Annotated in this window: 25 protein-coding genes; 15 read left to right on the top strand and 10 right to left on the bottom strand. The window is 64.5% G+C overall.

Annotated elements, in window-relative coordinates:
- Entirely contained in the window at nt 1-609 is a 609-nt protein-coding gene (locus tag EL2594_RS06890; RefSeq protein ID WP_011414321.1) for a hypothetical protein, read from the top strand.
- Nucleotides 610-629: 20 nt separating this feature from the next.
- On the opposite strand, the gene EL2594_RS06885 is transcribed toward EL2594_RS06890, so the two are convergent.
- The 6 genes from EL2594_RS06885 to EL2594_RS06860 form a co-directional block, all read right to left on the bottom strand.
- Entirely contained in the window at nt 630-1127 is a 498-nt protein-coding gene (locus EL2594_RS06885) for a YbjN domain-containing protein (protein WP_011414320.1), read from the bottom strand.
- Nucleotides 1128-1216: 89 nt separating this feature from the next.
- Nucleotides 1217-2302, bottom strand: coding sequence for a PA0069 family radical SAM protein (locus EL2594_RS06880; RefSeq protein ID WP_011414319.1), 1086 nt, complete (start codon nt 2300-2302; stop codon nt 1217-1219).
- Nucleotides 2303-2339: 37 nt separating this feature from the next.
- Entirely contained in the window at nt 2340-3374 is a 1035-nt protein-coding gene (locus EL2594_RS06875) for a sodium:calcium antiporter (protein ID WP_011414318.1), read from the bottom strand.
- Between the two features lie 40 nt (nt 3375-3414).
- Entirely contained in the window at nt 3415-3942 is a 528-nt protein-coding gene (moaB, locus tag EL2594_RS06870) for a molybdenum cofactor biosynthesis protein B (protein WP_011414317.1), read from the bottom strand.
- On the bottom strand, nt 3942-5720 hold the full coding sequence (locus EL2594_RS06865) for a lytic transglycosylase domain-containing protein (RefSeq protein ID WP_011414316.1): 1779 nt from the start codon (nt 5718-5720) through the stop codon (nt 3942-3944). The genes moaB and EL2594_RS06865 overlap by 1 nt, the downstream gene beginning before the upstream one ends.
- Before the next feature lie 2 nt (nt 5721-5722).
- The gene (locus EL2594_RS06860; RefSeq protein WP_011414315.1) at nt 5723-6508 is read right to left on the bottom strand and encodes a uracil-DNA glycosylase family protein; all 786 of its coding nucleotides are present in this window, start codon (nt 6506-6508) and stop codon (nt 5723-5725) included.
- Nucleotides 6509-6597: 89 nt separating this feature from the next.
- Here EL2594_RS06860 and EL2594_RS06855 point away from each other — a divergent pair, with 89 nt between their 5' ends.
- The 8 genes from EL2594_RS06855 (at nt 6598) to EL2594_RS06820 (ending at nt 15070) form a co-directional block, all read left to right on the top strand.
- Nucleotides 6598-8247, top strand: a complete 1650-nt coding sequence (locus EL2594_RS06855; RefSeq protein ID WP_011414314.1) for an electron transfer flavoprotein-ubiquinone oxidoreductase — start codon at nt 6598-6600, stop codon at nt 8245-8247.
- A gap of 52 nt (nt 8248-8299) precedes the next feature.
- Nucleotides 8300-8734, top strand: a complete 435-nt coding sequence (locus EL2594_RS06850; protein ID WP_011414313.1) for an endonuclease domain-containing protein — start codon at nt 8300-8302, stop codon at nt 8732-8734.
- Nucleotides 8731-9552, top strand: a complete 822-nt coding sequence (locus tag EL2594_RS06845) for a 4-(cytidine 5'-diphospho)-2-C-methyl-D-erythritol kinase (protein WP_011414312.1) — start codon at nt 8731-8733, stop codon at nt 9550-9552. The genes EL2594_RS06850 and EL2594_RS06845 overlap by 4 nt, the downstream gene beginning before the upstream one ends.
- Nucleotides 9549-10280 (top strand): N-formylglutamate amidohydrolase, encoded by a 732-nt coding sequence (locus EL2594_RS06840; protein ID WP_011414311.1) that lies wholly within the window; start codon nt 9549-9551, stop codon nt 10278-10280. The genes EL2594_RS06845 and EL2594_RS06840 overlap by 4 nt, the downstream gene beginning before the upstream one ends.
- Before the next feature lie 127 nt (nt 10281-10407).
- Nucleotides 10408-12129 (top strand): dihydroxy-acid dehydratase, encoded by a 1722-nt coding sequence (gene ilvD, locus EL2594_RS06835; protein WP_011414310.1) that lies wholly within the window; start codon nt 10408-10410, stop codon nt 12127-12129.
- Between the two features lie 7 nt (nt 12130-12136).
- A complete protein-coding gene (locus EL2594_RS06830; RefSeq protein ID WP_049762439.1) occupies nt 12137-12469 on the top strand; it encodes a hypothetical protein in 333 nt (110 codons plus the stop codon).
- Complete coding sequence (locus tag EL2594_RS06825; protein ID WP_011414308.1) at nt 12459-13865, top strand: bifunctional ADP-dependent NAD(P)H-hydrate dehydratase/NAD(P)H-hydrate epimerase; 1407 nt, start codon at nt 12459-12461, stop codon at nt 13863-13865. The genes EL2594_RS06830 and EL2594_RS06825 overlap by 11 nt, the downstream gene beginning before the upstream one ends.
- Nucleotides 13862-15070 (top strand): class I SAM-dependent RNA methyltransferase, encoded by a 1209-nt coding sequence (locus tag EL2594_RS06820; RefSeq protein WP_011414307.1) that lies wholly within the window; start codon nt 13862-13864, stop codon nt 15068-15070. The genes EL2594_RS06825 and EL2594_RS06820 overlap by 4 nt, the downstream gene beginning before the upstream one ends.
- Here the strand turns inward: EL2594_RS06820 and EL2594_RS06815 are convergent.
- The 4 genes from EL2594_RS06815 to EL2594_RS06800 are packed head-to-tail and all read right to left on the bottom strand — an operon-like array spanning nt 15059 to nt 17880.
- Nucleotides 15059-15835: a hydrolase 1, exosortase A system-associated gene (locus EL2594_RS06815; protein WP_011414306.1), complete on the bottom strand. Its 777-nt coding sequence runs from the start codon at nt 15833-15835 to the stop codon at nt 15059-15061. The genes EL2594_RS06820 and EL2594_RS06815 overlap by 12 nt on opposite strands.
- On the bottom strand, nt 15832-16524 hold the full coding sequence (locus tag EL2594_RS06810; protein WP_011414305.1) for a hypothetical protein: 693 nt from the start codon (nt 16522-16524) through the stop codon (nt 15832-15834). Before EL2594_RS06810 ends, EL2594_RS06815 begins: the two co-directional genes overlap by 4 nt.
- A gap of 8 nt (nt 16525-16532) precedes the next feature.
- Nucleotides 16533-16841, bottom strand: a complete 309-nt coding sequence (locus tag EL2594_RS06805; RefSeq protein ID WP_011414304.1) for an acyl carrier protein — start codon at nt 16839-16841, stop codon at nt 16533-16535.
- A 49-nt stretch (nt 16842-16890) separates the two neighbouring features.
- Nucleotides 16891-17880 carry a GNAT family N-acetyltransferase gene (locus EL2594_RS06800; RefSeq protein ID WP_041685165.1) on the bottom strand — a complete coding sequence of 330 codons (990 nt, stop codon included), beginning with the start codon at nt 17878-17880 and terminating at the stop codon, nt 16891-16893.
- A 31-nt stretch (nt 17881-17911) separates the two neighbouring features.
- Here EL2594_RS06800 and EL2594_RS06795 point away from each other — a divergent pair, with 31 nt between their 5' ends.
- The 6 genes from EL2594_RS06795 (at nt 17912) to EL2594_RS06770 (ending at nt 25821) form a co-directional block, all read left to right on the top strand.
- Nucleotides 17912-19438, top strand: a complete 1527-nt coding sequence (locus EL2594_RS06795) for an acyl-CoA ligase (AMP-forming), exosortase A system-associated (RefSeq protein ID WP_011414302.1) — start codon at nt 17912-17914, stop codon at nt 19436-19438.
- On the top strand, nt 19435-20697 hold the full coding sequence (locus EL2594_RS06790; RefSeq protein WP_011414301.1) for a pyridoxal-dependent decarboxylase, exosortase A system-associated: 1263 nt from the start codon (nt 19435-19437) through the stop codon (nt 20695-20697). The genes EL2594_RS06795 and EL2594_RS06790 overlap by 4 nt, the downstream gene beginning before the upstream one ends.
- 182 nt (nt 20698-20879) lie before the next feature.
- A complete protein-coding gene (locus EL2594_RS06785) occupies nt 20880-21527 on the top strand; it encodes an XrtA/PEP-CTERM system exopolysaccharide export protein (RefSeq protein WP_041685163.1) in 648 nt (215 codons plus the stop codon).
- A 14-nt stretch (nt 21528-21541) separates the two neighbouring features.
- A complete protein-coding gene (locus EL2594_RS06780) occupies nt 21542-23065 on the top strand; it encodes an XrtA system polysaccharide chain length determinant (RefSeq protein ID WP_011414299.1) in 1524 nt (507 codons plus the stop codon).
- 10 nt (nt 23066-23075) lie between these two features.
- Complete coding sequence (locus tag EL2594_RS06775) at nt 23076-24101, top strand: capsular polysaccharide biosynthesis protein (RefSeq protein ID WP_011414298.1); 1026 nt, start codon at nt 23076-23078, stop codon at nt 24099-24101.
- A 13-nt stretch (nt 24102-24114) separates the two neighbouring features.
- The gene (locus EL2594_RS06770) at nt 24115-25821 is read left to right on the top strand and encodes a preprotein translocase subunit YajC (RefSeq protein WP_011414297.1); all 1707 of its coding nucleotides are present in this window, start codon (nt 24115-24117) and stop codon (nt 25819-25821) included.
- The last annotated feature ends 7 nt before the right edge of the window (nt 25822-25828 follow it).

Below are 25828 nucleotides of genomic sequence, written 5' to 3'. Positions count from 1 at the left end.
ATGAAAACGCTTACCAAGACGGCTCTGGCCGCGCTGTGCGGTGCGGCACTGGCCACACCCGCGCTGGCGACGGAGCGCACCGTCCCGGCAGACCTCGTCTTCACCGACGCGATGGTGCCCTATCTCTATCAATACGCGGCCTGCGTCTTCGGCGGACCGGGCGCCACAGCCGACGAGCGCATTGCCGGATGCAGCGGCGAGAAAGCGCGGCTGCAGGCCGAAGCGGACGATCCGTTTTATTACTGGCATCGCGGCAAGGAACCGACCCGCGACCGCCAGTTCGCGCGCGCCTTTCGCCTCCTCGACGACGAAGCCCGCATTCTCGAGCAGCACTACGGCCCGGTGCCGGAAACGGTGACGGACTATATGGATTGCCTCGGCAAGAACATCGCGGGTACCGACAGTTTTCAGGCCGGTCGCAGCATCGATTTCATCGCGTTCAATCAGCCGTGCCGCGAAGCCGCCTCGTTCTCCTTCGAGACTGCCAGCGACCTCGAACTGCGATTGTTTCAGCGCGTGCAGCGGCGGGACCGCGTCATCCGCGTGCCGCTCTCGACCACCATCGCTTACGAATTCGACCGCGGCCTGCTCGGCGCGCGCTATTTCTAGCGCCGTTGCTCGGGGCGACCTCAGCCGTCCTTGTAGATCGTCTCGCGCATCTTCTTGAGCATCTGCGAGTAGACCACGAGCTGCATGCGATAGTTTTCCATCGAGATACCGCCATCGGCGATCATGTAGGCCTGCACCACGGCGCGGCCGTCGTCGGTCAGATAGCTTTTCCCCGCCGACCAGCGGCGGTTATAGTCGCGGACCAATTCGGCGACTTGTGAATCGGTCTTGTCGCTGGGCTTGCCGAAGCGCGCGGAAATATTGGTGCCCAGACATTTGCCGGTAGCGCAAGCGGTGAAAGTCGCGGTCGCGGCGGTGCCGTTGGGAAACTTGATCAGAAAGCCGTCGTTCTGGCCCGGTTCGATTGTGCCGCCGATCTCTGTTACCGTGGCGCGCAGAGTATCGTAATCGAAGCTGTTTAGAGTGCGCGAAGCCGAAAAGCTTTGGGCGGTGGCCGGCGTGAAAGCCATCGTGGCGGTTCCAGCAGCAATCGTGGCGGCAAGGATCAGGTGTCGCATTTTTCCCCCTCTGATATGTAACAGCCCGGACCGTAACACCGTGCTTCGCAAGGATGCAACCTCGGCGCTGTGCGACCCACGCGGCGCGGCTACAGCAGCCTGAGTTGGCCGTCGATTTCTGGCCTGCGGAAAGCGCTGCAATCCAGTTCGAAGCGATGGCGCTTCACGCCCGCTCTCCTGCAGGCGAGGGCGAAGCGCGCGCGGAAAAGATCGTCCCAGACGCCGGTCGGGCGCAGGCGAGTGAAGAAATTCGGATCGTTGTCCTTGCCCGAGCGGATCGAGCGAACGATCGACATCACTTTTCCCGCCCGCTCGGGAAAATGCACGTCCAGCCATTCGCGGAAGAGCGGCGAGACTTCGTGCGGAAGGCGCAGCGGGATCCAGCCGACCGACGGTACGCCAAGCGCGGCGGCTCGCTGGACGATCTCTTCCATGAAACGGTCCGTGATGGCAGGGATGACAGGAGCGACCGAACAATGCGTCGGCACGCCTGCATCGGCCAGTTTCCCGAGCGCATCGAGTCGCTTGGCGGGTGTTGCTGTACGCGGTTCGAGCCTGGTCGAGAGCTTCGGATCGAGGCTGGTGACGGAGATCGCCACAGCCACCAGTCGCCGCCGCGCCATTTCGGCCAGCAGGTCGAGATCGTCCAGCACCCGGTCGGATTTCGTGGTGATGGTCACCGGATGGCGGGCGTCGAGACACACCTCGAGCACTTCGCGCGTGATGCGGTATTTGCGCTCGATCGGCTGGTAGGGATCGGTATTGGTCCCCATCGCGATCGGTCTGGGCGCGTATTTGGGCTTCGCCAGTGTGGCGCGCAGAAGCTCCGCGGCATTGGGCTTGGCAAACAATTGCGTTTCGAAATCGAGGCCCGGCGAGAGATCGTGATAGGCGTGGGTCGGGCGCGCAAAGCAATAGACGCAGCCATGCTCGCAGCCGCGATAGGCGTTGATCGAGCGGTCGAAGAAGATGTCGGGCGACTGGTTGAAGCTGATGATCGACCTGGGTCGCTCTTCCGTCACATGCGTACGCAGCTTGGGGGGAGGGCCATCGAGCGCGACCATGTGATCGCGCCAGTCGCCATCGACTTTGCGGACCGACAGCCCGAACCGGGTCGACACATCGCCCGATTGCGCGCCGCGCCCGGCGACCGGTTTCTCGCGATTCTGCTCCATCCGCACAGGATAGAACAAATGTGGAACAAAAGGAAGTTTATCCGAGCGACACTTGCAGCGCCGCACCGCTAGCCCACAGTCCGAGCAGCAGCACCGATTCCCACCCGATACCGCCGGGTCCGAGCTTTTCGCGCCTGAGCAGGCCGAGCAGCAGGATCGCCGTCATCAATGCGACCAGCCCCATCCAGAACAGGCTACGTTCGCTGATGGCATGATAGATGCTGCCGTCGCGGTAAGCGACGTCGCTCGCGGCGATGAACAGCGCGTCGAACATATTGCCGCCGATGATCCCCCCGATGGCGAGCTGGAGCGCGCCGCAGCGCACCGCGGCGATGGTGGTCACAAGCTCAGGCAGGGAGGTGACGATCGCGGTTCCAAGCGCGCCGACCACGCCTTGCGAGATGCCGAGCCGCCCCGAGAGCGCGAGGCCGGTCTCGCCGACGACATAGCCCGCCGAGCCGACTATCAGCACAAGTCCAGAGAACAGCAACGCAAGCACCGTCGTCGAACGAGCGTCGTCTTCCTCGTCGTCTTCCTCGTGGCGGGTGTCCTCGGTCTCCTTTGGCTTCCACATCGGCTTCTGCTTGATGCTATGCGCATTGTGCAGGCCGATCAGGTAGACCGCGACCAGCACCGGACTGAGCGGATTGATGCCAAACAGCGCGAAGGGCGGCGCGGCATAGGCCATGATAGGCAGGACCGTGAGGATGATGAGCACCGTCGCCTGGCCGAGATTGATCGCGCTGGCGCCGGCGTGCTCCAGATTGACCTTGCGATAGGCGACATCGGCAAGGGCCAGGAACATGGTCTGCGCGGCGATCCCGCCGAGCGCGTTGGACACGGCCAGCTCCGGCGCGCCGCTGGCAGCGGTGCTGATCGAGGTTACGATGCCCGAAATGCTGGTCCCCGCGCCGAGCAGGACCGCACCGATCAGCGCTTCACCCAGGCCCGTGCGGTCGGCGAGGACATCGGCAATGCCCGCCATCTTGGAGCCGAAATAGGCGATGACCAGTGCCGATCCGGCGAACAGCAGGGCAAGCGTGGTGGTGGTAAGGCTCGCGAATTCGGGCACATGGCTAAAGCGCAGAGCGCTGGCGCCGGTTCCGAAAGGCCTAGCGTTCTCTCAGGCGCGGCATGAGTTCGACGAAGTTGCAGGGTCTGTGGCGGCTGTCGAGCTGGGCATCGAGGATGCCGTCCCAGCCGTCTTTCACCGCGCCATTGGAGCCGGGCAAGGCGAAGATATAGGTGCCGCGTGCGACGACGGCGCAGGCGCGCGATTGCAGCGTGCTGGTGCCGATCTTCTCGTAGCTGAGCCACCGGAACAGCTCGCCGAAACCCGGGATGTCCTTGCTCTTCACGCGGTCGAGCGCTTCTGGCGTCACATCGCGGCCCGTCAGCCCGGTGCCGCCGGTGGTGACGATCGCGTCGATCTCCGGATCGTCGATCCAGCGATGCAGGTGTGCGGCGATTTCCTCGACACTGTCGCGGCTGATTTCGCGGGCGACCAGTTCGTGGCCCTTCTTCTCGATCCTCCCGGCAAGGATGTCGCCCGATGTGTCATCGTCGAAAGTGCGCGTGTCGGAGATCGTCAGCAGTGCAATGCGCACCGATTTGAAGTCGAGACTTTTGTCGATTCCCATCAGTTGGCGGAGGCCATCCGCACACCGGTTGCGCCGCTGACCTCGGGGAAAGTCGGCCACTTGCCCTCTGCCAACGCCTTGCGGCTGGAGCTGTCGGCATCGGCCTGGCGCTCGTACATCCAGTAATTGCGCATCACGATGGCGACATAGCCGCGCGTTTCCCAATAGGGGATGCTTTCCATGTAGAGCAGCGCGTCGCCCTGGTCGCGCACTTCGCTGTTCCAGCGGGTGATCGGCGTGAGCCCTGCATTGTAAGCAGCCATGATCTTGGGCAGCAGGCCGCCGGTCGCGCCGCTGTCGCGCAGCATCTGCAAGTGTCTCTGGCCGAAGGCGAGATTGACTTCCGGGCGCGAGAGGTTGCGGGCGGTGCCGGAGACGCCGATCGTGCCCTCGTGATCGCGCGCCGCGGCCGGCATGATCTGCATCAGGCCGCGCGCGCCCGCCGGGCTGACGACGCGCGGACGAAAATTCGATTCCTGCAACGTGTGTGCGTAGGCGAGTGCCGGATCGACCTTCCAGCCGTCGACCGGCTGCCAGCGCGGTGCCGGGAAGCGGAGCGCAGGCTCGTAGGTCCCGCCGCGCGGGGTGTTCTGCGCCATCCACAGCTGCGTGCCCGGCAGGCCGAGTTCGCGCGCGAGGCGGGACAGCGCGTCATATTCGGACGGGTCGCCGATGCGCGCTTCGTGGCGGAGAATCTCGTCGGACAGATCGTCGCGACCGATCTCGGCCAGCGCCACGGCGGCGCGGACATTGCCGTTATCGCGCAAGCGCTGCCAGTCGGCGGGCGAGAGGTCGGGCGTTTCGCCGTCGTCGGGCAGGGTCTGGCCGAGCTGTTCGCGCGCGAGCATGCCGTAGAGCGTCTCGTGCATCATCGCTGCACCGCGCAATTGCTCGGCGGCTTTTTCCGGCTCGCGGCACCGGACCAGCGCGCGCGAAGCCCAATAGTGCGAGGCTGCACCCAATTCGGGGTTCATTGCCCACGCCGCTGCACGGCGGAACCCGTCCGCGGCTTCCCCGCAATTGCCGAGCCGCCACGCGGCAAGGCCGGCGACCCATTCGCCTTCCGCCACCCAGGCACCCGAGCCGTCGAGGCTCACGGTCTTGGCCATGGCCAGCGCGGCGGCATCCTGGTTCTCGATGTAATAACTCCACGCCACGCGCTTGCGCCATTCGGCCCGCGCGGCGGAGCTGAGCGAAGCGTCGATCCCGTCGAGCAGCTGCCGCGCGCCGTCGGGATCGTCGTTCTTGATCCGGTCGAGGATCGCCGAACGGATCGAACCGGGCATGGTGCCGTCGTCGATGCTCCGCGGTGCGATGCGCTTGGTGATGTAGGGCTGGCGGGTGAAGCTCTGTTCCTGCGGGAGGTAGGGCGCCGACATCAACCCGCGCTTGAGGCCGAGATTGGCGATCTGCTCGGCCATCGGCAGGCGCGTGCCCCGACCGAGCCACGTCTGGATTTGGGGCAGTTCGACCCGCGGACTGTTGGCGTGGAGATAGTATTCGGCCAGCGCAACCTGGTGCAGCGGGCCTTCGCTGCGCTGCCCGATCAGCGTTTCGACCGTATCCCAGCGCTCATCGTCGATCGCCGCGAAAAGCTGCGCATAATAGGCTTTCTCGCTGTCGCTGAGCAGCGTGGGGACATTGTTGTTTTCCGCCCGCGCGCGGAAATACTCGGCGGCACCTTTGGCGAAGGCGGGGGCGGGCATGGCCGTGGCGAAGGCTGCACCGGCGAGGACGCCTGCTACGACCAGAGAACGAAACACGCGAATGGGGACCATGCCTAGCTACCTGAAAAATCCAACCATTGTTGCCAGAAGCGAGCCCTAAAACCGGGGCGGCGCCCCAGATTGGCGACATCGCGCGCTGGCAACAGCGGAATGCTGCCGCTTTCATGGTTGAAAATACGTAAATTTGCAGAGTCTTGCGCCGATTCGTGCGGCAATAGCGACAGGATGTCGCGTCCGAAGACGATCAACCGTTTCGGAGCGGCCAGCGCAACGTGGTGCGCGGCAAGCCTGCCGTAGCCCGCGGCCTCGACTTCGCTCCAGTCCGGACGCAGCGTGTGGCGGGGCAGGATCGAAGCGAAATAGACCTGTTCCTCGTCCAGTCCCGCCGCTCTCAGGAAGCCGTTAAGCAGCGCGCCCTGCGGACCCGAAAACAGTCTGTCCCCATCGGTTTCTTCGGGCTGCGGCAGCAGCACCAAGAGCTCGCTGTCGGCCGACCCGCGTGGTGCAATGCGGGGAAACGCACCCTGCGCCGCAAAATTTTCATCCTCGACCCACCAACGCTGGAACTCCGCCAATTCAGTGGGCCATGTGTCGGTTTCGCTGCCCACCGGGGAGAGGCCGGGCAGCGCGGCATGCGGCGCTGGCGCGGGCGGCTTCGGCTTGGGCGGCGGTGCTTTCGCTTGCGGCTGTGCCGTAGCGTGTTGCGGACTGGTGCCCGTCTCTCCATCGAGCCAGCCGCTCGCTTCGTCGACCACATGCACATCGGCGCCGGCGAGCTTCCACCAGTCGAAGGCAGCGGCAATATCGGCTGCGGAAAGGGAGGAATGTTCAGCGCCCATGGACCTGAGCAGGTCTTGACCTCAACGCCCCCAGCAATCAAGGGTTTCTGCCAAGTTTCACCGATTTCGATAGGGGTGTTTTACAGGTCATGAGCGAACGCGAATCCATGCCGTGCGATGTCGTGATCGTCGGGGGCGGCGTTGCCGGCCTCGCTGCGGCGATCCGTCTCAAGCAGATCAACGAAGAACTCGAAGTCGTCGTGCTCGAGAAAGGCTCGGAGATCGGCGCGCATATCCTGTCCGGAGCGGTGGTCGATCCCAAGTCGCTCGACGAACTGCTGCCTGAATGGCGCAGCATGGATTGCCCGATGGCGGAGACCCCGGTGACCGACAATTGGCACTGGATGCTGTCAAAGAATGGCAAGATTTCCGTCCCGCACCTCGCCATGCCGCCCTTCATGTCGAATGCCGGTTGCTACACCGGTTCGCTCGGCAATCTCACCCGCTGGCTCGGCGAGCAGGCCGAAGGGCTGGGCGTGATGGTCTTCCCCGGCTTCCCAGCCAGCGAAGTCATGTTCGACGAGAAAGGCGCGGTGAAGGGCGTCATCACGCAGGACATGGGCATTGCCGAAGACGGCAGCCACAAGCCCGACTACCAGCCCGGCATGGAGATCGAGGCCAAGTACACCTTCTTCGCCGAGGGCGCGCGCGGCAACCTGACCAAGCAGCTCAAGGCGAAGTTCGACCTCGAAGCCGATTGTGAGCCGCAGGTCTACGGTCTCGGCATCAAGGAATTGTGGGACATCGATCCCGACAAGCACGTGCCGGGCCGCGTGCTGCACACGCAGGGCTGGCCGCTTTCGGAAAGCGACAGCTGGGGCGGGGGCTTCCTCTACCACCAGGCCAACGGCCAGGTCGCGCTCGGTTTCGTGACCGCGCTCGATTACAAAAACCCTTGGGTTTCCCCCTACCAGGAATTCCAGCGCTGGAAGCAGCACCCGGCGATCCGCGAATATCTCGAAGGCGGCAAGCGTGTCGCTTACGGCGCGCGCGCGATCAACGAAGGTGGCTGGCAGTCCGTGCCCAGGCTCGCCTTCCCCGGCGGCGCACTGATCGGTTGCGCGGCAGGCTTCGTCAACGTCCCGCGCATCAAGGGCAGCCATACCGCGATGAAGAGCGGCATGCTGGCGGCGGAATCCGCCGCCGCTGCGATCGCGGCGGAGCGCGAGCATGACGAGCTGGCCGATTACGACAGCAATCTGCGCGACAGCTGGATCGCGACCGAGCTCAAGAAGGCCAGGAACGCGCAGCCGCTGGTCGCCAAGTATGGCGGCGACATCGGCACTGTGCTGGCCGGCGCCGACATGTGGATGCGCGCCCTGAAAATCGGCCTGCCCTTCACGATGAAGCACGATCCCGATTACACCAAAACGGGCCGTGCCGATCTTTATCCCATCATCGACTATCCCAAGCCCGATGGCGAGATCACCTTCGATAAGCTGACCAATGTGGCTTACAGCTACACCAACCATGCCGAAGACCAGCCGGTCCACCTGCAGGTGAAGGACTGGGAGCTGCAGAAGGAAAGCGAGCTCGGCGTCTATGGCGGGCCCTCGGCGCGCTATTGCCCGGCGGGTGTCTATGAATGGCTGGAGGACGAAGACTCGGGCGAGATGAAGTTCCAGATCAATGCCCAGAACTGCGTCCACTGCAAGACTTGCGACATCAAGGACCCGAACCAGAACATCAACTGGGTCACGCCCGAAGGCGGCGGCGGGCCGAACTATCCGAATATGTGATCTTCCTCCCCGAAACGGGGAGGGGGACCACGAAGTGGTGGAGGGGCGAGCCATGATCACAGGCACGCGCGACTCTGTGAAACTCGCCCGTAAGATGCGTAGCGAGATGACGCTGCCGGAGGGCAAGTTGTGGATAGAGCTGCGCAAGCGCCCCGGCGGATACAAGTTTCGGCGACAGCATCCGGCGGGACAATTTGTGCTCGACTTCTATTGCGCGGCAGCCCGGCTGGCCATCGAGGTCGATGGGCAGGCCCATGATTGTGAGGCCGTGGTTGATCGAGACAAGCGGCGCTCGGCTTGGCTTCGGGACCGCGGGATAGCAATGACCCGGATACCGGCGCGACTAATACTGCAGGATATTGAGGCAGTTGTGACGCGCTTGGTCGAGATTTGCGATGCCAGGCGAGTGGAATTGAAGCGGAAAGCTCGCGCGCCCCTCCACCATCCTGCGGATGGTCCCCCTCCCCAGATCGGGGAAGAAGGGTGATTACCGAAACCGCCTACGCAAAGATCAACCTTGCGCTGCACGTCCGCAGCAAGCGCGAGGATGGCTACCACGAGATCGAAACGCTGTTCGCCTTCGTCGATGCGGGCGATGTGCTGGTGGCGCGGGCGGCGGAGGCGGATCGGCTGGAGACGGTCGGCGAATTTGCCGATGTGCTCGACAATCCCTTCGATAATCTCGTCGCGCGCACGATGTCGACGCTTCCCCGTGAGGGCGGGCTGCATGTCACGCTGGAGAAGAACCTGCCCGTCGCAGCGGGGCTCGGCGGCGGATCGGCCGATGCAGGGGCGATGTTCCGCATCATCGAGCAGATGCATGGGCTGCCTGATGACTGGGAAGAGAAGGCCATCCGCCTTGGCGCCGATGTGCCAGCCTGCGTCGCCAGCGAGATGGCGATCGGGCGCGGGACCGGGACCGACCTCGAACCGGTCGAGAACGACATGGCGGGTATGGCGGTGCTGCTGGTCAACCTGCGTGTGCCGCTGCCGACCGGGCCGGTCTTCAAGGCGTGGGCCGACACCGCAGGCGGTGAGGATCTTGGGCCACTGCCCACAGGCACCGCGCGCGAAATCGCCCGCAAGGGGCGGAACGACCTGAGACCTCCCGCGGTCGCCATCTGCCCTCCCATCGCGGACGTCCTTCAGGCGCTGGAGGCAACCGATCCGTGGATGTGCGAAATGTCTGGATCCGGGGCGACCTGTTTTGCGTTGTATGATGAAACCGAAATGCGCGATAAGGCCGCGCGAGCCATCGCCGAACATCACCCGGGCTGGTGGCAGATGACAGGAACTCTCCAATGATTCTCGACGACAATCCCTATCGCCAGGTCGGCGAGCCGATTCCCGGCAAGATCGTATGCGTGGCCGACCACGCCTCGAACTTCGTGCCGGAGGATATCGAGCTGGGGATCGATCCGGCGCTGCTCGAAACCCATATCGGCTACGATATCGGGACCGGCGGCATCGCCGACCGGCTTGCGCGGCGTCATGCCATCCCGGCGCATATCGCGTGCGTCAGTCGCCTCGTATGCGACTTGCATCGCAGGGAAGACGATGCCGCCGTGATGCCGACATCGAGCGACGGACATTTGATCGCGGGCAATATCGGTGCCGACGTCGAAAAGCGCCTGGCAAAATATCACCGGCCCTATCACGAAGCGCTGGCGTCATGGCTCGACGATGCGCGTCCCGAACTGATCGTGGCGCTGCACAGTTTCACACCGAGCCTCGAAACGAGCGATGAAGAACGGCCGTGGGAAGTCGCGCTGCTCTACAACCAGGACGACAGCGCCGCGCAACATGCGATCCGGCTGTTCGGCGAAGAGGGACTCACTGTCGGCAATAACGAACCTTATTCGGGCAAGGAACTGAACGCGACGATGGACCGCCATGCCGAGGCGCATGGCCGGCATTACCTGACCGTCGAGATCCGCCAGGACCTGATCACCAACGAGGCCGACCAGGCGCGCTGGGCCGCGATGATCGCCGATATCGCCAACCGCACGGCGCTGGCGCTGAAGGGTGTCTAGGGCGCGCTAAAGCCTGTGTGCGCTTGAATTAGCCCGTCATCCCAGCGAAAGCCGGGATCGCTGTCCGCCAAGTCGGACATGTCCGCATGAGACCCCAGCCTTCGCTGGGGTGACGGGAGGGATGTGAATGTCGTCGAGATTCGACAAGTCCAAGCTGCCCAGCCGCCACGTTTCGGTCGGGCCAGAGCGCGCGCCGCATCGTTCGTATTACTACGCGATGGGTCTGACCGAGCAGGAGATCGCGCGACCCTTCGTCGGCATTGTTAGCGCGGGCAACGACAGCGCGCCCTGCAACACGACGCTCGATGCGCAGGCGGACATCTGTCGCACTGGCGTCAACCAAGCAGGCGGCATGCCGCGGCGCTTCAACACCATCACCGTGACGGACGGTATCGCCATGGGACACCAGGGCATGAAAAGCTCGCTGGTCAGCCGCGAGGTGATTGCGGACTCGATCGAGCTATCGGTGCGCGGGCATTGCTATGATGCGCTGGTCGGATTCGCCGGCTGCGACAAGAGCTTGCCCGGCATGATGATGGCCATGCTGCGGCTCAATGTTCCGAGCATCTTCGTCTATGGCGGATCGATCCTGCCGGGCCGCTTCCACGACAAGGACGTGACCGTCGTCGACGTGTTCGAAGCGGTCGGCCAGCACGCGGCGGGCAATTGTCCGCTGAAAGAACTGACCGCGCTGGAAAAGGTCGCCTGTCCCGGGCACGGCGCGTGCGGCGGGCAGTTTACCGCCAACACCATGGCCTGCGTCGGCGAAGCGATCGGCCTGTCGCTGCCCAACAGCAATATGGCCCCCGCGCCCTATCGTTCGCGCGAGGAGATCGCGGTGGCGGCGGGGCGGCAGGTCATGACGCTGCTGGAGAAAAACCTGCGCCCGCGTGACATCTGCACAAGGGCCGCATTCGAGAATGCAGCACGGGTCGTCGCGGCAACGGGCGGCTCGACCAATGCCGCTTTGCACCTGCCTGCCATGGCCCATGAATGCGGCATCGACTTCGACCTGTTCGATGTCGCCGAGACATTCAAATCAACACCTTATATCGCAGACCTCAAACCTGGCGGGCGCTATGTCGCCAAGGACATGCACGAGGCGGGCGGGGTCTACATGGCGATGAAAACGCTGCTGGAGGGCGGTTTCCTCGATCCCGAACCGATGACCGTCACAGGCAAGACGCTGGGCGAGAATATCGAGGAGATCACCTGGGACCCCGACCAGAAGGTTTTCTACGACGTATCCAATCCGATCACGCCGACCGGCGGCGTCGTCGGGCTCAGGGGTTCTCTCGCGCCCGACGGGGCGATTGTGAAGGTGGCGGGAATGGAACGGCTCCAGTTCAGCGGCCCAGCGCGAGTATTCGATTGCGAGGAGGATGCCTTCAAGGCGGTCGAGCAGCGCGACATCGCCGAAGGTTGCGTCATCGTAATCCGCTACGAAGGCCCCAAGGGCGGCCCCGGCATGCGCGAAATGCTCTCTACTACCGCAGCGCTCTACGGGCAGGGCATGGGCGAGAAAGTGGCGCTCATCACCGACGGGCGCTTCTCCGGCGCGACGCGCGGCTTTTGCATCGGCCATGTCGGCCCGGAAGCGGCAGACTGCGGCCCGATTGCGCTGGTCGAGGATGGCGATACAATCAGCATCGATGCCGTTGCAGGCACGATTGAGCTCGACGTCGATGCCGAAACGCTTGAAAAACGGCGTCAAAGCTGGACACCGCGGGCGAACGATTACCAGTCCGGCGCGCTGTGGCGCTATGCGAGGAACGTCGGTCCTGCGCATGAGGGCGCAGTGACTCATCCGGGAGCGAAATCGGAACGCCATGTCTTTGCGGATATCTAGCGCGCTGGTGTGCACGGCTGCTCTTGTCGCCTGCTCCGGCGACGCGGTGGACGAGACGGCCGTCGAACCGGGCGACCAGATGCTCGCCTGCGCCATCGGCGCCGGGACGGAATTCACCGAAAGCTGCACCTTGCAAAAGGTCGGGCAGGACGGCGAAACGATCTACCGCGTAAACCATCCCGGCGGGGGCTTCCGCCTGTTCGACATCGCAGCGGATGGCAGCGGGCTCGTGCCGCATGACGGAGCCGAAGGCGCGGTGAATACGCTCGACGGCGATATCCTTCAGGTTGCCGTCGGAGAAGATCGCTATCGCTTCCCGGCGCAGGCGAATGCCGAATAGCGCCAATCTCAGGCAGGTCCTTACCGTCGCCGAAATGCAGGCGGCGGAACGGGATCTGATGGATGCTGGCATTTCCGTCCACGAACTGATGCAGCGCGCCGGCCAAGGGGCCGCCGACTGGATCTGGCGGATGACCGGCGGCAGGCCCGTCACCGTGTTGTGCGGCCCCGGTAACAATGGCGGCGATGGCTATGTCATCGCGGCGGAAATTGCGCGCCGCGGTGGCGAAGTAAGGGTCGTCGCACCGATGCCGCCAAAGACCGAAGCAGCGAAGCGGGCCGCCGAGACATTCAAGGGCAAGGTCACCACATCGGGCGAAGGCTTGCGCGGGGAAGTGCTGGTCGATTGTCTGTTCGGCAGCGGCCTCTCGCGACCGCTCTCAGCCGAGCATCGCGCGCTGCTTCGGCGGTTGCGAATGGAGCACGCGCTCGGCGTCGCAATCGACGTCGCCAGCGGCGTCGACGCGGACAGCGGCGCGTGGCCCGAAGGCATGGCGGCGTGGGACTGTACCATCGCATTGGGAGCGTGGAAGCGCGCGCACTGGATCGGCGAAGCGTCGGCGAAATGCGGCACCCGCAAACTGGTCGATATCGGCGTGGCCGCGCGATCCGAAGACGAGCAGTTGGCGCCCGAGCCGGACTTCGCCCGCCCGGCATGGGATGCCCACAAATATCGCCGCGGCCTGCTCGCAGTCGTGGGGGGTGCCATGCCCGGAGCCAGCGAACTGGCTGCCTGCGCAGCGGTGGGTGCCGGGGCGGGCTATGTGAAGCTGCTCGGGAGTGACAATTCAAGGCGACAGCTTCCGCCAGATCTGGTCGAGAAAAACGGCGACCTGACTGAACTTCTCAGCGACGAGCGCATCAGCGCTATCCTCGTCGGTCCGGGGCTTGGCCGCGGCGAAGAGGCACGCGATCGTCTGGCTCACGCGCTTGCGGAAGGCGAGCCGACCGTTTGCGATGCCGATGCGCTTCATTTGCTCGATGACGAGATGCTCGACGGCGTCGATGGCACGAAAATCATCGTCACTCCGCACGAGGGCGAGCTCGCGCAATTGTGCAAGAACTTCGGCGTTATCGCTGCATCGAAGCGGGAACGGGCTATGGCCGTGCACAGCCGCACCGGTTTGACGGTGCTGGCCAAGGGACCCGACACGATCCTCGCCCACGACGGGGGCGTGGCCTACTTCCCGCAAGGGTCGAGCTGGCTGTCGGTGGCCGGCAGCGGCGATGTGCTTGCCGGCATCGTCGCTTCCCGGCTGGCGACAGGCGACACGCCCGCCCGGGCCGCGATGGCGGGAGTGTATCTGCACCAACAGGCGGCGCGCGAGGCTGCGGGGCCTTTCTCCGCCAGCGATCTGGCGCAAGCGATCCCAGCCGCCTATCGCGCCTTTCTGTGACCATAGCCGAACCAATCGTCCGCATCGCCGCGCGCGGTGACGGCGTGACCGAGAGTGGTCGCCACGTCGCGGGCGGCGTACCGGGTGACTGCGTGCGCGACGACGGCTCGCTCAAACGCGGACCGCATCATGTCGCACCGCCCTGTCGGCATTTCGCCAAATGCGGCGGCTGCCAGTTGCAGCATGCGGATGAGGAGACGCTGGCACAATTCGTGACCGACCGCGTCGTGCTCGCCGCCGAAGGGCAGGGGATCGTGCCACAAAATGTCGCGCCTGCGCATCTCTCGCCGCCCGGCGCGCGGCGTCGCGCTACCCTCCATGCCACGCGGCGGGGCAAGACGATCCTGCTCGGCTATCGCGAAGGCCGCTCGCACACGATCATCGACCTCAAGGAATGTCCGGTCTTGCAACCGACGCTCTTTGCATTGGTCGACCCGTTGCGAAAGCTGCTGGCGGGATGGGAAGGGCGCGTTGCCGTCGATATCGAGCTGACGCAGGTCGATCAGGGCGTGGCATGCGGTATCAAGGGTATCCGGGCCGAGAACCTGCAACAGACCGAAGCCCTGCTCGATTTCGCGCGCGAGAATGCGCTTGCGCGGCTGACGGTGGACGACGGACTGGGCCCGGAGACGGTGTGGGAGCCTGAGCCCTCGACGGTCTCGCTCGGAGGCGTGCCGGTCGTGTTTCCGCCCGGTGCTTTCCTGCAGGCCACGGAGGACGGCCAGGCGACGCTTGTCGCGGCCGCCAGCGAATGGCTTGCCGGCCATTCGCCGGTTGCCGACCTGTTCGCCGGGCTCGGCACTTTCGCGTTGTCGCTTGCAGGCCCGGAAAAGGTCTTGGCCGCCGAAGCTTCGCGCGGTGCGCATCTCGCTTGTCGGCAGGCTGCGCGTCTATCCGGCAAGCCGGTCTTCGCGCAGCATCGCGACCTGTTCCACAATCCTTATTCGGCAGAAGAGATCTCGAAGCTGGCCGCCGTCCTGCTGGATCCGCCCCGCGCAGGTGCGCGTGAGCAGGTGGAGCAGATTGCGCAAAGCAGCGTCGGCCGCGTGGTCTATATCAGCTGCAATCCCGCAAGCTGGGCCAAGGACGCCAAGCGGCTCGTCGATGCAGGGTTCGAGCTGAAGGAAGTGCGCCCGGTCGGCCAGTTTCGCTGGTCGACGCATGTCGAACTCGCCAGCCTGTTCGTCCGCCCGTCAGGCGCGTAGCGCGGCGAGGATCTGCTTTTCCAGCCAGAACCGCGCGTGGTCTTCGACATAGGCATGCGTCGCGCCTTCGCAGCGCTGCACCCTTTCGTCATCCTTCGGCCAGGCGCCGTCGAAAACCTGCGCGGTGCGGTCTTCGCTTGCCAGCAGGATATGGACTGGGCCTGAAAATCCTTCGATGCCGGCACGCATGCGTTCGGCCAGGCCGGATGGTGCTACGCGTCCCTTGGAAGCCTGGCGCAATCCACCGACAAGCTTGCGGATATTCACACCCCCACTGACCAAGCGCCAGATTTCCTTCGGGTTTTTGAGCTTCTCCGCATAGCGTGCGCGCACCGCTTCGGGCGGAGGCGTATCGTCGCTGGTGTCTTCGATCGTCCAAGGGTTGGAGAGGATCAGTCCGTCGCACAGGGCGCCGCCGCCGAGCATCAAAGCGCTCGCGGCATCGCAATTGCCGAAAGCGACGATGCGATCGAGCGTCGGCACGATTGCTTGGAAGGCTTCGCGGGCAGCGTGAATGTCCGACTTGGACCTTTCGAAGCCCTTGTTCTCGCCTTCGCTGTCGCCGACCCCGCGCCGGTCATAGCGGAAGACGGGGAAACCGGCCTTGGCGATCCGCGCGGCCAGCGCGGCCTGGCCCCCGAACGCGCCCGAGCGCAGTTCGTTGCCGCCGCTCACCAGCAACAGGCCGGTCGTCGAGGGCGCGGTGTCGAGCGTACCGGCGAGCGTATCGCCCTTGCAATTGAAAGTCAGATGCAGGCGGCTCATCCCGCGCCTCCCGCGCTGTCGAGCGAGACAGCGATGATCGCTGCCAGTGCATCGGCCTGTTCGGGATCGTCATCCGGCTCGGCGCGCAGCCAGAGCGGCTTGCCCCCGACGGTCGCCTGATCGATCTTCCGGCGCAGCGGGCTCTCGGCGACTTCGGCGGCCTCGAGTTGCGAAACCATGCTCGCTCCGAGCTTCCAGCCCGCCAGTTCGACGCCTTCGCTGCGGCCAAGCCGCATCAGCGCGTCTGTTGTTTCCTCGCGGCCCGCTTCCTTGGCCGCTATGATGCGCGCGCGGACCATGCCGCGCAGGACCTGCTTGCCCCCGGTCGGGGCGTAATCCCAGCCGGGCAGCCCGACCGGTACCAGCAGCGCGCCCGCGCGAACCGCGAAATAACGCGTCGGCTTGAAATGCTGCACTGCCGCTTTCATCGCCTCGCGCCACCCGTCCAGCGACTGATCGGCGAGGCTCGCCTTGCTCTCGTTCCAACCCGGTTGGTCCGGCATCACGCTGTCGATCCCGGTAAGGTCAAGTCGCCGCATCACTTCGACGAGCTGGTGGCGCATCTTGTTATGTTCGTCGAACAGCGGCGGGATCACCAGCAGGCGGTGATCGCGGCCTTTCTCGAAAATGCGGGCGTTTTCAGTGCCGGTCGTGCCGCCGGGCAAGGGGCAGGGCCACTCGGCGAACATGTGCTGGATCAGCTCTCGGCGACTTTGGCTTCGGCAAAAGCGAGCAGCCCGCCGTAGGTCTCCAGCATCTCGCCATCGACGTCATCGTCTTCGATCAGGATATCGAGGCGGTCTTCCAGCTCGGTCAGCAGGCCCGCGACGGCCATGGAGTCGAGCTCGGGCAGGTGACCGAACAGGCCGGTGTCGGCATCGAATTCGGCAACATCCTCGGCTTCCAGGCCAAGCACGTCGCACAGGACCGAGCGCAGGGCGCTGTCGATCTTGGCGCGGCTCATGCCCAGCGCGTCGTCTTCATCTTTGACGGGATCGGCTGCCATGCTCTGTCCTGCCCCCATACCGGATCGGCCCCTGAAAGTGCGCGGGTGCCTAGCTTTCCGCGGGCGCGGGCGCAAGCCGGGTAACGAATCGCTTGGCCAAGGCCGGCCAGGCCTTGATCTGCCGCGGGTCGAGGCAATCGATCAGGAATCGCGGCCTGACCTCTTCCATCCAGTCCGCCTTGTAGCGATCGTTGCCGGTGCCGAAATCGACGAGGGCGACCTTGTCCGTGTCGATGACATGCTCGAAGAGCGCGGCGCTCAATGTCGTTCCGGCGGAGAGGCTCTTGGTCTCTTCGAGATGGGCGAGCTTGTGGATGTAGGCGACGCCGTTCTCGACCGTCCAGAATTGCGCCGCGACTGCGCGACCTTCATGACGAGCGACGGCGAGACGGATACGGCCTGCGGCACCCTCGGCTTCGGCAAAAGCACGCAGGATTTCGGGCGTGTCCTCGGCCGGCTTCCAGCTTTGCGCGTAGATTTCCTCGTAGGCCGCCCAGGCCGCATCGTCGAAATGGGTCAGCAATTCCACGTCGACCTTCTTGGCCTTGCGTTTTAGCGTGGTGCGCATTCGCCCGGGCCGCTCGGCCCAGTATTCGGCAAAGCTCCGGCCCCTCACCGGCAGGACATGATTATAGTCGCATTGTTCTCGATGCACGCTCCACCCAGCGGCGCGGAACGCGGCTTCTAAACGCGTCGCAGACCCGTCTTCGTCCGGTACGGGTGAGAGTGTGACGCGGTGCGAGTGAGCTCTCAGGTCCCTCGCTAGTGATGCCAAGAGACGATCGCCTTGCGTGCCTGCAGGGGCAAGTTGACGCCAAGTGAAGCTGTACCAATGGTTGAGCGGTTCGAGCCGGCCATTGGCGCGGGTGAGGGCGAGGGCAGCCTTGCGCTCTCCGTCGCTCGCCATGGCCAGCAGCGGAGGCTTGCGTTCGGCCAGCAATGCATACCATTCGGGCCTGTCGAAAGGGGACGCGTCTTTTGGCATCATGCCTTGCAAGACGTTAACCCTGTCGTGATAGCTGGCAGCGATTGCAGTCACAAAAACCCCACAAAACCCTCTCGGAAACCCGATGTCCCAAACGCCTGACCCGACGCCAAAGCCGCTCGATCACCTTGCCGAATGCGGCGAGGGCGATGCTCCGGCGCTGGTCTTGCGCGGTGAGACACTTACCTATGAGGACTTAAGAAGCCGTGTCGCTGCACTGGCTTCGTGGCTGCAGGCTCAGGTCCCCGAAGAGGGCGAGCGGATTGCGACGTGGGCCGCAAAGGGCGCGCTGACGTGCCTGATGCCGCTCGCCTGTGCGCGGGCCGGACTGGTGCATGTGCCGATCAATCCGCTGCTCAAGCGGGCACAGGTCGCGCATATTTTGGCCGATAGCGGCGCGCTGTTGCTGCTGGGGACGGCGGCGCGATTGAAGTCGCTGGAACAGGGCGATGTGCCCGCCGGATGCACCCCGATGGACGAAAAGGCGGTATGGGAGGCAGTCGAGGCGCATGAAGGCGCTTTGAAACCTTCAGACGCCGATCCGGATGCGCTGGCGGCGATCCTTTACACCAGCGGTTCCACCGGGCGGCCCAAGGGCGTCATGCTGAGCCATGCGAATATGTGGTTGGGGGCGGTTAGCGTGGCCCATTATCTCGGCATGGAGAGCGATGACGTGACGCTCGGCGTGCTGCCGCTCAGCTTCGATTACGGGCAGAACCAGCTGCTTTCGACCTGGTATACCGGCGGCAGCGTGGTGCCGCTCGATTACTTATTCCCGAACGATGTCGTAAAGGCCTGTGCGAAACACAACATCACGACGCTCGCGGCGGTACCGCCTCTGTGGGTCCAGCTGACCGAGATCGAATGGCCGTCTGAAGCAGTCGCATCGATGCGACGGATGACCAATTCGGGTGGCGCGCTGACCGAAGATCTCGTGCGAGATTTGCGCGCTATCTTCCCGCAGACACGGCTTTTTCCGATGTACGGCCTGACCGAAGCCTTCCGTTCGACATATCTCGATCCTTCATTGGTGGACACGCATCCGACTTCGATGGGGACGGCGATTCCCTTTGCAGAGATTCTCGTGATCGACGACAATGGCGAAGTGGCGCAGGCCGGTGAGGAGGGCGAACTCGTCCATTGCGGCCCGCTGGTGGCGCAGGGATATTGGCAGGATGCCGAGCGCACTGCCGAGCGATTCAAGTCCGCACCGGATGGCTCACATTATGGCGGGACTGCCGTCTGGTCCGGAGATCGCGTGAAGCGAAACGCCGACGGCCTGCTTTACTTCGTCGGTCGCCGCGACGCGATGATCAAGAGTGCGGGCAATCGCATCAGTCCGCAGGAGATCGAGGACGCAGCGATCGCCACCGGACTGGTCGCCGAGGCGGTGGCGCTGGGCGTCAAGGATGCCAGGCTGGGCCATGCCGTCCATCTGGTCGTGCGCGCAGCGCCCGAAGCGGACGACCCGCAGGGCAAGCTTTTGCCGCGGCTTGTCAAGGAACTGCCCAATTTCATGTTGCCGCAGAAGGTCCATTGGCGCGAGACCCTGCCGCTCAATCCAAACGGCAAGCTTGACCGTACCGCGATCGCGCGCGAGATCGGGGCATGAGCAGCGCTGCCGCAGAGACGGAAAAGCCGCCTGGCAAGCCGCTGGGGCCGATACCGGAGAATTTCGAGGCACAGGACGGCGAGTTGGCAATCGGCGGCAAAACCGCCACGCAATTGGTTGAAGAAGCAGGCGGAACGCCTCTCTTCGTGTATTCGCGCGACATTATCGCGGGGACCATGCGGCACCTGCGCGAGGCGATGCCGGAGCGGCTGCACATCAACTATGCGATCAAGGCCAATTCGCATCCCGAGGTTCTCGCTTTCATGGCCGATCTCGTCGAGGGCTACGATATCGCCTCCGGCGGCGAGCTCGAGAAGATCCAGGCCGCCGGGATCGATACCAGGCGGGTCAGCTTTGCCGGTCCCGGCAAGCGCGATCGCGAGCTAGAGGCGGCCATTGAGGCGGGCGTAACTCTCAATCTCGAATCCGAAGGCGAAGCGCGCCGCGCGCTGGAGATCGCGGAGCGGCTCGGCCAAACGCCGCGCCTGGCGATCCGCGTCAATCCGGACTTCGATATGAAGGGTTCGGGCATGAAGATGGGCGGGGGTGCCAAACCCTTCGGCATCGACGCCGAGCGCGTACCTGCGCTGGGTAGCGAGATCATTGCAGCCGGCGGCGAGTGGCGGGGCTTGCACATCTACACCGGCAGCCAGGCGCTTTCAGCTGAAGCAATCATTGAAACCCAAGCCAATGTCCTTGCGTTGGCGGACAAGATCGCCAGCGAAATGGGCGAAGCGCTGCCAAAGCTCAATATGGGCGGCGGGTTTGGCATTCCCTATTTTCATGGCGACGAGCCGCTCGATATCGAAGCCATTGGCTCCGCCTTGGAAGAGCGCTTCGGCGACCTGCCGGAAACACTGGCCGATGCGCACCTGTGCATCGAACTCGGCCGCTACCTGGTCGGGCTGGCCGGCGTGTATCTGTGCCGGATCGTCGACCGCAAGGTGAGCCACGGCGAGACATTCCTCGTCACCGATGGCGGATTGCATCACCAGCTCGCAGCTTCCGGCAACTTCGGCACGGTCGTCCGCCGCAACTATCCCGCCGCCATCGCAACGCGCTTCGACGCGCCCCCGGTAGAGGTCCAGCACGTGGTCGGATGCCTTTGCACCCCGCTCGATAGGCTTTCGGACAAGGCATTTCTTCCGCGCGCCGATGTCGGCGACATCGTCGCCATTTTCTGCGCCGGAGCCTACGGCGCGAGCGCCTCTCCGGCGGAATTCCTGGGCCAGGGCCCTGCGCGCGAAGTGCTGGTTTAGGTAACCGCGCGCTTAACCTTTACGCGCGCCCTGTCCCGTTTCGGGAACGCCCCTAAGATCCTGAAGAAAGCTAACGGGATATTCACCCTTTTTGGCGAGAAACGCAGCCAAATCGCTGGGACCCGTCCGTCCGTAGTTCGTCGGATGGCAGGGTTCATGCACTTGGCCAAGGACGCGTTTCGATGCCTTACAACCGGTTCCCCACTCTCATGGCAGGCAGCGCCATGGCGGCGCTCGCCCTCTCAGGTTGCGCCGCTGGCGGCGGCGGCAAGGAATTGCCCCCTGCAAACTTCGTCGCATTGCAAGAGGGACCGAGCCAGGAATATGTGATCGGCCCGCTCGACGAGCTTTCGATCCATGTCTGGCGCAACCCCGAACTGGGTGCGCAAAGCATCCAGGTCCGCCCCGACGGGCGCATCACCATCCCGCTCGTCACCGACATGCCGGCGGTCGGCAAGACCCCGGCCATGCTGCAGGAAGATATCCGGCTGCACCTGTCGCAATATATCGAACAGCCGATCGTATCGGTCATCGTCAACAAGTTTGCCGGTACGTTCAGCCAGCAGGTTCGCGTGATCGGTGCGACCGAGAAGCCCGCTTCACTGCCGTATCGCGCCAATATGACCGTGCTCGACGCGATGATCGCGGTCGGCGGCCTCAGCGAATTCGCGGCGGGCAATCGCGCCAAGCTGATCCGCAAGGATCGCCGCACCGGCCAGCAGACCGAATATGCGCTGCGGCTGAGCGATCTGCTGCGCAAGGGCGACAGCCGCGCCAATGTCGGCCTCGCACCGGGCGACGTCATCATCATTCCCGAGAGCGCATTCTGAGGGCGGCCTGACGCATGAACGAAGTCTTCGAAGAAGTCCGCGCAGCGCTCTATTCGGCATGGGCCAGGAAATGGCTCGTGCTCGGCGTAGCGTGGGGCGTGTGCCTGGCCGGGTGGCTGGTCGTCGCGATGATCCCGAATGCCTACGAGTCCAAGGCCAAGATCTTCGTCCAGCTGGACGACATCCTGACCAAGCAGACCGGGATCGCCGGCAGCGACAAGAGCGATATCCAGCGCGTGCGCCAGACGCTGACAGCCGTCGATACGCTGCAGAAAGTGGTTCGCTCCACGCAGCTGGGCGAAGGCGTGACCACCCCGCAGCAGATGGAGCGCGAAGTCGGCAGTCTCGCCGAAGCGGTCAAGGTGAAGAGCGAGGAAGACAACCTCTTCGAAATCACCGCCACGATCGGCAAGGGCCATCTGTCCGATGCCGAAAACGCACGCCTCTCGCAGGATGTCGTGCGCAAGCTGCTCGATGTCTTCCGCGAAGAGAATATCGCCGGCAATCGGGGCGACGTCGCGGAAGCGGTCGCCGTTCTCGACCAGCAATTGCAACAACGCGCGAAGGAGCTGGAAGCTGCCGAAGCGCGGTTGACGGCATTCGAAGCTGAACATCCCGAACTTATCGGCGGAGCGTCGGCCATCAACGGGCGCCTCAACCAGACCCGCACGGAACTGCGCGGGGTCGAGGCCGATATCGCTGCTGCACAAAGTGCACTCGCCGCGATCAATGGCCAGATTGCAGGAACGCCCGCCACTCTTCCCGGGGTCGCCAATCCGGGCAGCGCTTCGGGCGCTTACGCGCAGGCCCAAGCGCAAGTCGCGCAACTGCGCGCGCGCGGCCTGAAAAATACGCACCCGGACATGCAGGCCGCCATCAAGCAAATGGAACTGCTGCGCCAGCAAGCTGCCCGCGAGGGCGGTGGCGGAGCGGGCGGCGTTCCAAATCCTGCCTACAGTTCCCTGATTTCCATCCGCGGCGAGCGCCAGGCCAACCTCCAGGCGCTCCTCGCCCGCAAGGCCGCGATGCAGGCCGATATCTCCATGTCGCTCGCCGATCAGGCCAGCGAACCGGCGCTCGCCGCAGAAGCGCAGCGGATCGGTCGCGATTACGAGGTTCTGAAGACGAAATACGACGAACTGCTGCAGGACCGCGAAGAGCTTGAACTGCGCAGCAACCTGGAAAGCGAGCGCAGCTCGTTCCGCTTCGATATCATCGACGCGCCCGCGCTGCCGCTCAAGCCGGCAGCGCCCAATCGTCCGATCCTGCTGCTGGGCGTTCTGATCGTCGGCATCGGTGCGGGTGTCGGGTCGGCCTTCGCGCTCACCCAGCTGAAATCGACATTCGCCACCACAGCAGGTCTCGAACGGGCAATGGGCCTGCCTGTGCTCGGTTCGATTTCGACCAGCCTGACACCCACCCAGCGTGTGCAGGAGGCGAAGAAGACCAGGATGTTCTTCGCCGGCTCGGCCGCGCTCGGCGGGGTCCTCGTGATCCTGATGGCGATCGAATTCATCCAGGTCGGCAGCGTGGCCTGAGGAGAGGGAAATGACCGAACACAAGAAAATCCCGCTCCCCGGCGAAGGCGGCAAGGACGAGGGCCAGGAAAGCTCTCTGTTCGAACGCGCCAGCGGTGCCTTCGGGCTCGACGGCTTCGGTGCAGCGCCGATGCCCAAGAAGCTCGACGAGCGCCCACTCAAGCGCGCCAAGAAGGTCGAGCGCAAGACGACCGCAATTGCCGAACCGACCGAAGCCTCTGTCGAGCCGGCCACGGATGTGGAAGCGCAATTGCCGGTGCCCGCGGCGGCAGCACCTGCCCCCGTGGTCGTCGAAGGCGCGCCGCTGGCGCCCAGGCTCGAGGGGACACGCCACACCGTCGATCGGGCGCACCTGTGCCAACAGGGGCTCATCGATCCCGACGGCGATGTTAGCGAACTGCTCGAGGAATTCAGGATCGTCAAACGCCAGATCCTGCGCGCGGCTCGCGACAAGGGCACGGCGAAGTCGCGCCGCGTCCTCATCAGCTCGCCCCATCCCGACGAAGGCAAGACTTTCTGCGCGGCCAATCTCGCCATCGCCTTGGCTGCAGAGCGCGACATGGAAGTGGTCCTGGTCGATGCCGATATCGCCAAGCCTTCGGTATTGTCGACATTCGGCCTGCCCAAGGCCTCCGGATTCATGGATGCGCTGTCGAAGCCGGACATACCGGTCGAAGACCTCGTGCTCGGAACCGATATCGCGAACCTCTGGATCCTGCCCGCGGGGCATGTCGACAACCATGGTGCTGAATACGTCGCCAGCGAAGCGACCGCAGATGTGCTCGACCGGCTGACCGTCGGCGTGCCCAATCGCATCGTCATCTTCGATACGCCGCCCGCGCTGGCGGCATCGCCCGCAGCCGAACTTGCCAAGCATGTCGGACAGGTCGTGGTCGTTGCGCGCGCGGACCAGACCGGTCGCAACGCGCTGGAGGATACCTGCCAGCTGCTTGCCGCCTGCGACGACATCAAACTTCTGCTCAACGCAGCCAATTTCAGCCCGAGCGGTCGCCGCTTCGGGTCGTATTACGAGTGAAAGGGGACGCCTCATGAAACGGGCCCAATATCTCACTTCGATCGCCGCCATCGCGCTGGTCGTGCCCGCAACAGCGCAGGCCCAGGCCTACGGCCCCGATGACGGCGTCACCGGTGGCAGTCAGAGCAGCGAGCGCGCCTCGCGCGACGGTCGCGACAGCCGTCCGCAGCGCCAGCGTGCGCAGGTGCAGCCCTATATCGAGGTCAGCCAGGCCGTCCTCGCCGAGCTTTCGCCGGGCGATGAAGTGGTGACCTTCACCCAGGTCGCCGCCGGGGTCGATGTCAGCGTGCAGGGCCGCAACAATGGCGGCTCCGCCTCTGTCCGCGTCGAACAGAATATCGGCTATGGCGATGCCGCGGCAGACAGTACGAGCGTCACGGGTGTCGCGCGCGGCTATGCGTCGGTGGTGCCGCAAGTCCTGACCGTAGAGGCCGGCGCGCTTGCCGCGCGCACTCAGGTCGACAATGGCGGCGGATCGCGCCTCAACGCGGTAGAAGGCCTCGATACCGACAGCGAGAGCCGGGTCTATTCCGGCTATGTCGGCCCCAATGTGTCGACCCGCGTAGGGGAGGTCGACGTCAGCGCGAACTATCGCTTCGGCTATACGAGGGTGGAAGCTCCCGACGCCGTCGTAACGACCCCCGGCAGCCCGCCGGTCGACGTTTTCGACGACAGCACGGTCCATAGCGCCAATGCGCGGGTGGGGCTGAGGCCGAATACATCCACGCCCGGCGGTATCGGCGCTGCGGTCGGCGGCGGCTATTACCAAGAGGATATCGGCAATCTCGACCAGCGCGTGCGCGACGCTTACGTGCGCGGCGATGTGACGGTGCCGGTGACTTCCTCGCTCGCGGTCGTGGGCGGGGTCGGATACGAGGATGTGCAGGTTTCGAGCCGTGATGCGGTGGTCGACGCCGCCACCGGCCTGCCGGTGATCGACGCCGATGGGCGTTTTATCACCGATGAAAGCTCGCCGCGCCAGATCGCTTTCGAAACCGACGGGTTGATCTGGGATGTCGGCGTCGTCTGGCGCCCCTCGCGCCGTACCGCCTTCGAAGCGCATTACGGGCGCCGCTATGACAGCGATACCTATTACGGCAGCTTCGCCTATGCGCCCAACGCGCGTAGCGCGCTGAACATCTCGGTCTATGACGGGATCGCCGGCTTCGGCGGTGTGCTGAACAATGCGCTGGTCGCGCTGCCGACCAATTTCGAAGCCAACCGCAACGCTGTTACCGGCGATCTCAACGGCTGTGTCAGCAGCCTGGAAGGCGGCAATTGCTTCGGCGGTGCGCTTGCCTCGGTGCGCAGCTCGGTCTTCCGCAGCCGCGGCGGCGTGATCTCCTATTCGCGCGCTGTCGGTCGCTACAATGCAGGTCTCTCGGTCGGATACGATCGTCGCACCTTCATCGCCGCACCTGCTACGGTGCTCGCGGCAGCCGATGGGCTCGCGGAGGAAAGCTACTACGCCAATCTCGGTGTCAGCGGCGAACTGGGCCGCGATGCCAGCTTCTCGGTCAATGCCTACGGCAACTACCTGACCAGCGATTTCACCGACAGCGATGCCATGATCCTCGGCACTTCGGCGAGCTATGCCCGCCAGCTCTATGCCGGACTATCAGCGCGCGCTGCCGTTTCGCTCGACTATCTCGACAGCGACGTATCCGGGGAGGACCTCAAGACCGCCTCCGCCCTCGTCGGCCTGCGCTACGACTTCTGAGCCCCAC

It is taken from the genome of Erythrobacter litoralis HTCC2594 (genome assembly GCF_000013005.1).
In the GTDB taxonomy this organism is placed as follows: Bacteria; Pseudomonadota; Alphaproteobacteria; order Sphingomonadales; family Sphingomonadaceae; genus Parerythrobacter; species Parerythrobacter litoralis_A.
This window is presented reverse-complemented; position numbering and strand designations above follow the sequence as displayed.

Excerpts from the sequence above, each read along its gene's own strand:
- EL2594_RS06770 (WP_011414297.1), top strand. The coding sequence starts at position 24,115 with ATGAAACGGGCCCAATATCTCACTTCGATCGCCGCCATCGCGCTGGTC.
- EL2594_RS06865 (WP_011414316.1), bottom strand. The coding sequence starts at position 5,720 with ATGGTCCCCATTCGCGTGTTTCGTTCTCTGGTCGTAGCAGGCGTCCTC.
- EL2594_RS06890 (WP_011414321.1), top strand. The coding sequence starts at position 1 with ATGAAAACGCTTACCAAGACGGCTCTGGCCGCGCTGTGCGGTGCGGCA.
- EL2594_RS06815 (WP_011414306.1), bottom strand. The coding sequence starts at position 15,835 with ATGAGCCGCCTGCATCTGACTTTCAATTGCAAGGGCGATACGCTCGCC.
- EL2594_RS06790 (WP_011414301.1), top strand. The coding sequence starts at position 19,435 with ATGAGCAGCGCTGCCGCAGAGACGGAAAAGCCGCCTGGCAAGCCGCTG.
- EL2594_RS06775 (WP_011414298.1), top strand. The coding sequence starts at position 23,076 with ATGACCGAACACAAGAAAATCCCGCTCCCCGGCGAAGGCGGCAAGGAC.
- EL2594_RS06785 (WP_041685163.1), top strand. The coding sequence starts at position 20,880 with ATGCCTTACAACCGGTTCCCCACTCTCATGGCAGGCAGCGCCATGGCG.
- EL2594_RS06840 (WP_011414311.1), top strand. The coding sequence starts at position 9,549 with ATGATTCTCGACGACAATCCCTATCGCCAGGTCGGCGAGCCGATTCCC.
- EL2594_RS06880 (WP_011414319.1), bottom strand. The coding sequence starts at position 2,302 with ATGGAGCAGAATCGCGAGAAACCGGTCGCCGGGCGCGGCGCGCAATCG.
- EL2594_RS06885 (WP_011414320.1), bottom strand. The coding sequence starts at position 1,127 with ATGCGACACCTGATCCTTGCCGCCACGATTGCTGCTGGAACCGCCACG.
- EL2594_RS06860 (WP_011414315.1), bottom strand. The coding sequence starts at position 6,508 with ATGGGCGCTGAACATTCCTCCCTTTCCGCAGCCGATATTGCCGCTGCC.
- EL2594_RS06805 (WP_011414304.1), bottom strand. The coding sequence starts at position 16,841 with ATGGCAGCCGATCCCGTCAAAGATGAAGACGACGCGCTGGGCATGAGC.
- EL2594_RS06850 (WP_011414313.1), top strand. The coding sequence starts at position 8,300 with ATGATCACAGGCACGCGCGACTCTGTGAAACTCGCCCGTAAGATGCGT.
- EL2594_RS06825 (WP_011414308.1), top strand. The coding sequence starts at position 12,459 with ATGCCGAATAGCGCCAATCTCAGGCAGGTCCTTACCGTCGCCGAAATG.
- moaB (WP_011414317.1), bottom strand. The coding sequence starts at position 3,942 with ATGGGAATCGACAAAAGTCTCGACTTCAAATCGGTGCGCATTGCACTG.
- EL2594_RS06855 (WP_011414314.1), top strand. The coding sequence starts at position 6,598 with ATGAGCGAACGCGAATCCATGCCGTGCGATGTCGTGATCGTCGGGGGC.
- ilvD (WP_011414310.1), top strand. The coding sequence starts at position 10,408 with ATGTCGTCGAGATTCGACAAGTCCAAGCTGCCCAGCCGCCACGTTTCG.
- EL2594_RS06780 (WP_011414299.1), top strand. The coding sequence starts at position 21,542 with ATGAACGAAGTCTTCGAAGAAGTCCGCGCAGCGCTCTATTCGGCATGG.
- EL2594_RS06810 (WP_011414305.1), bottom strand. The coding sequence starts at position 16,524 with ATGTTCGCCGAGTGGCCCTGCCCCTTGCCCGGCGGCACGACCGGCACT.
- EL2594_RS06795 (WP_011414302.1), top strand. The coding sequence starts at position 17,912 with ATGTCCCAAACGCCTGACCCGACGCCAAAGCCGCTCGATCACCTTGCC.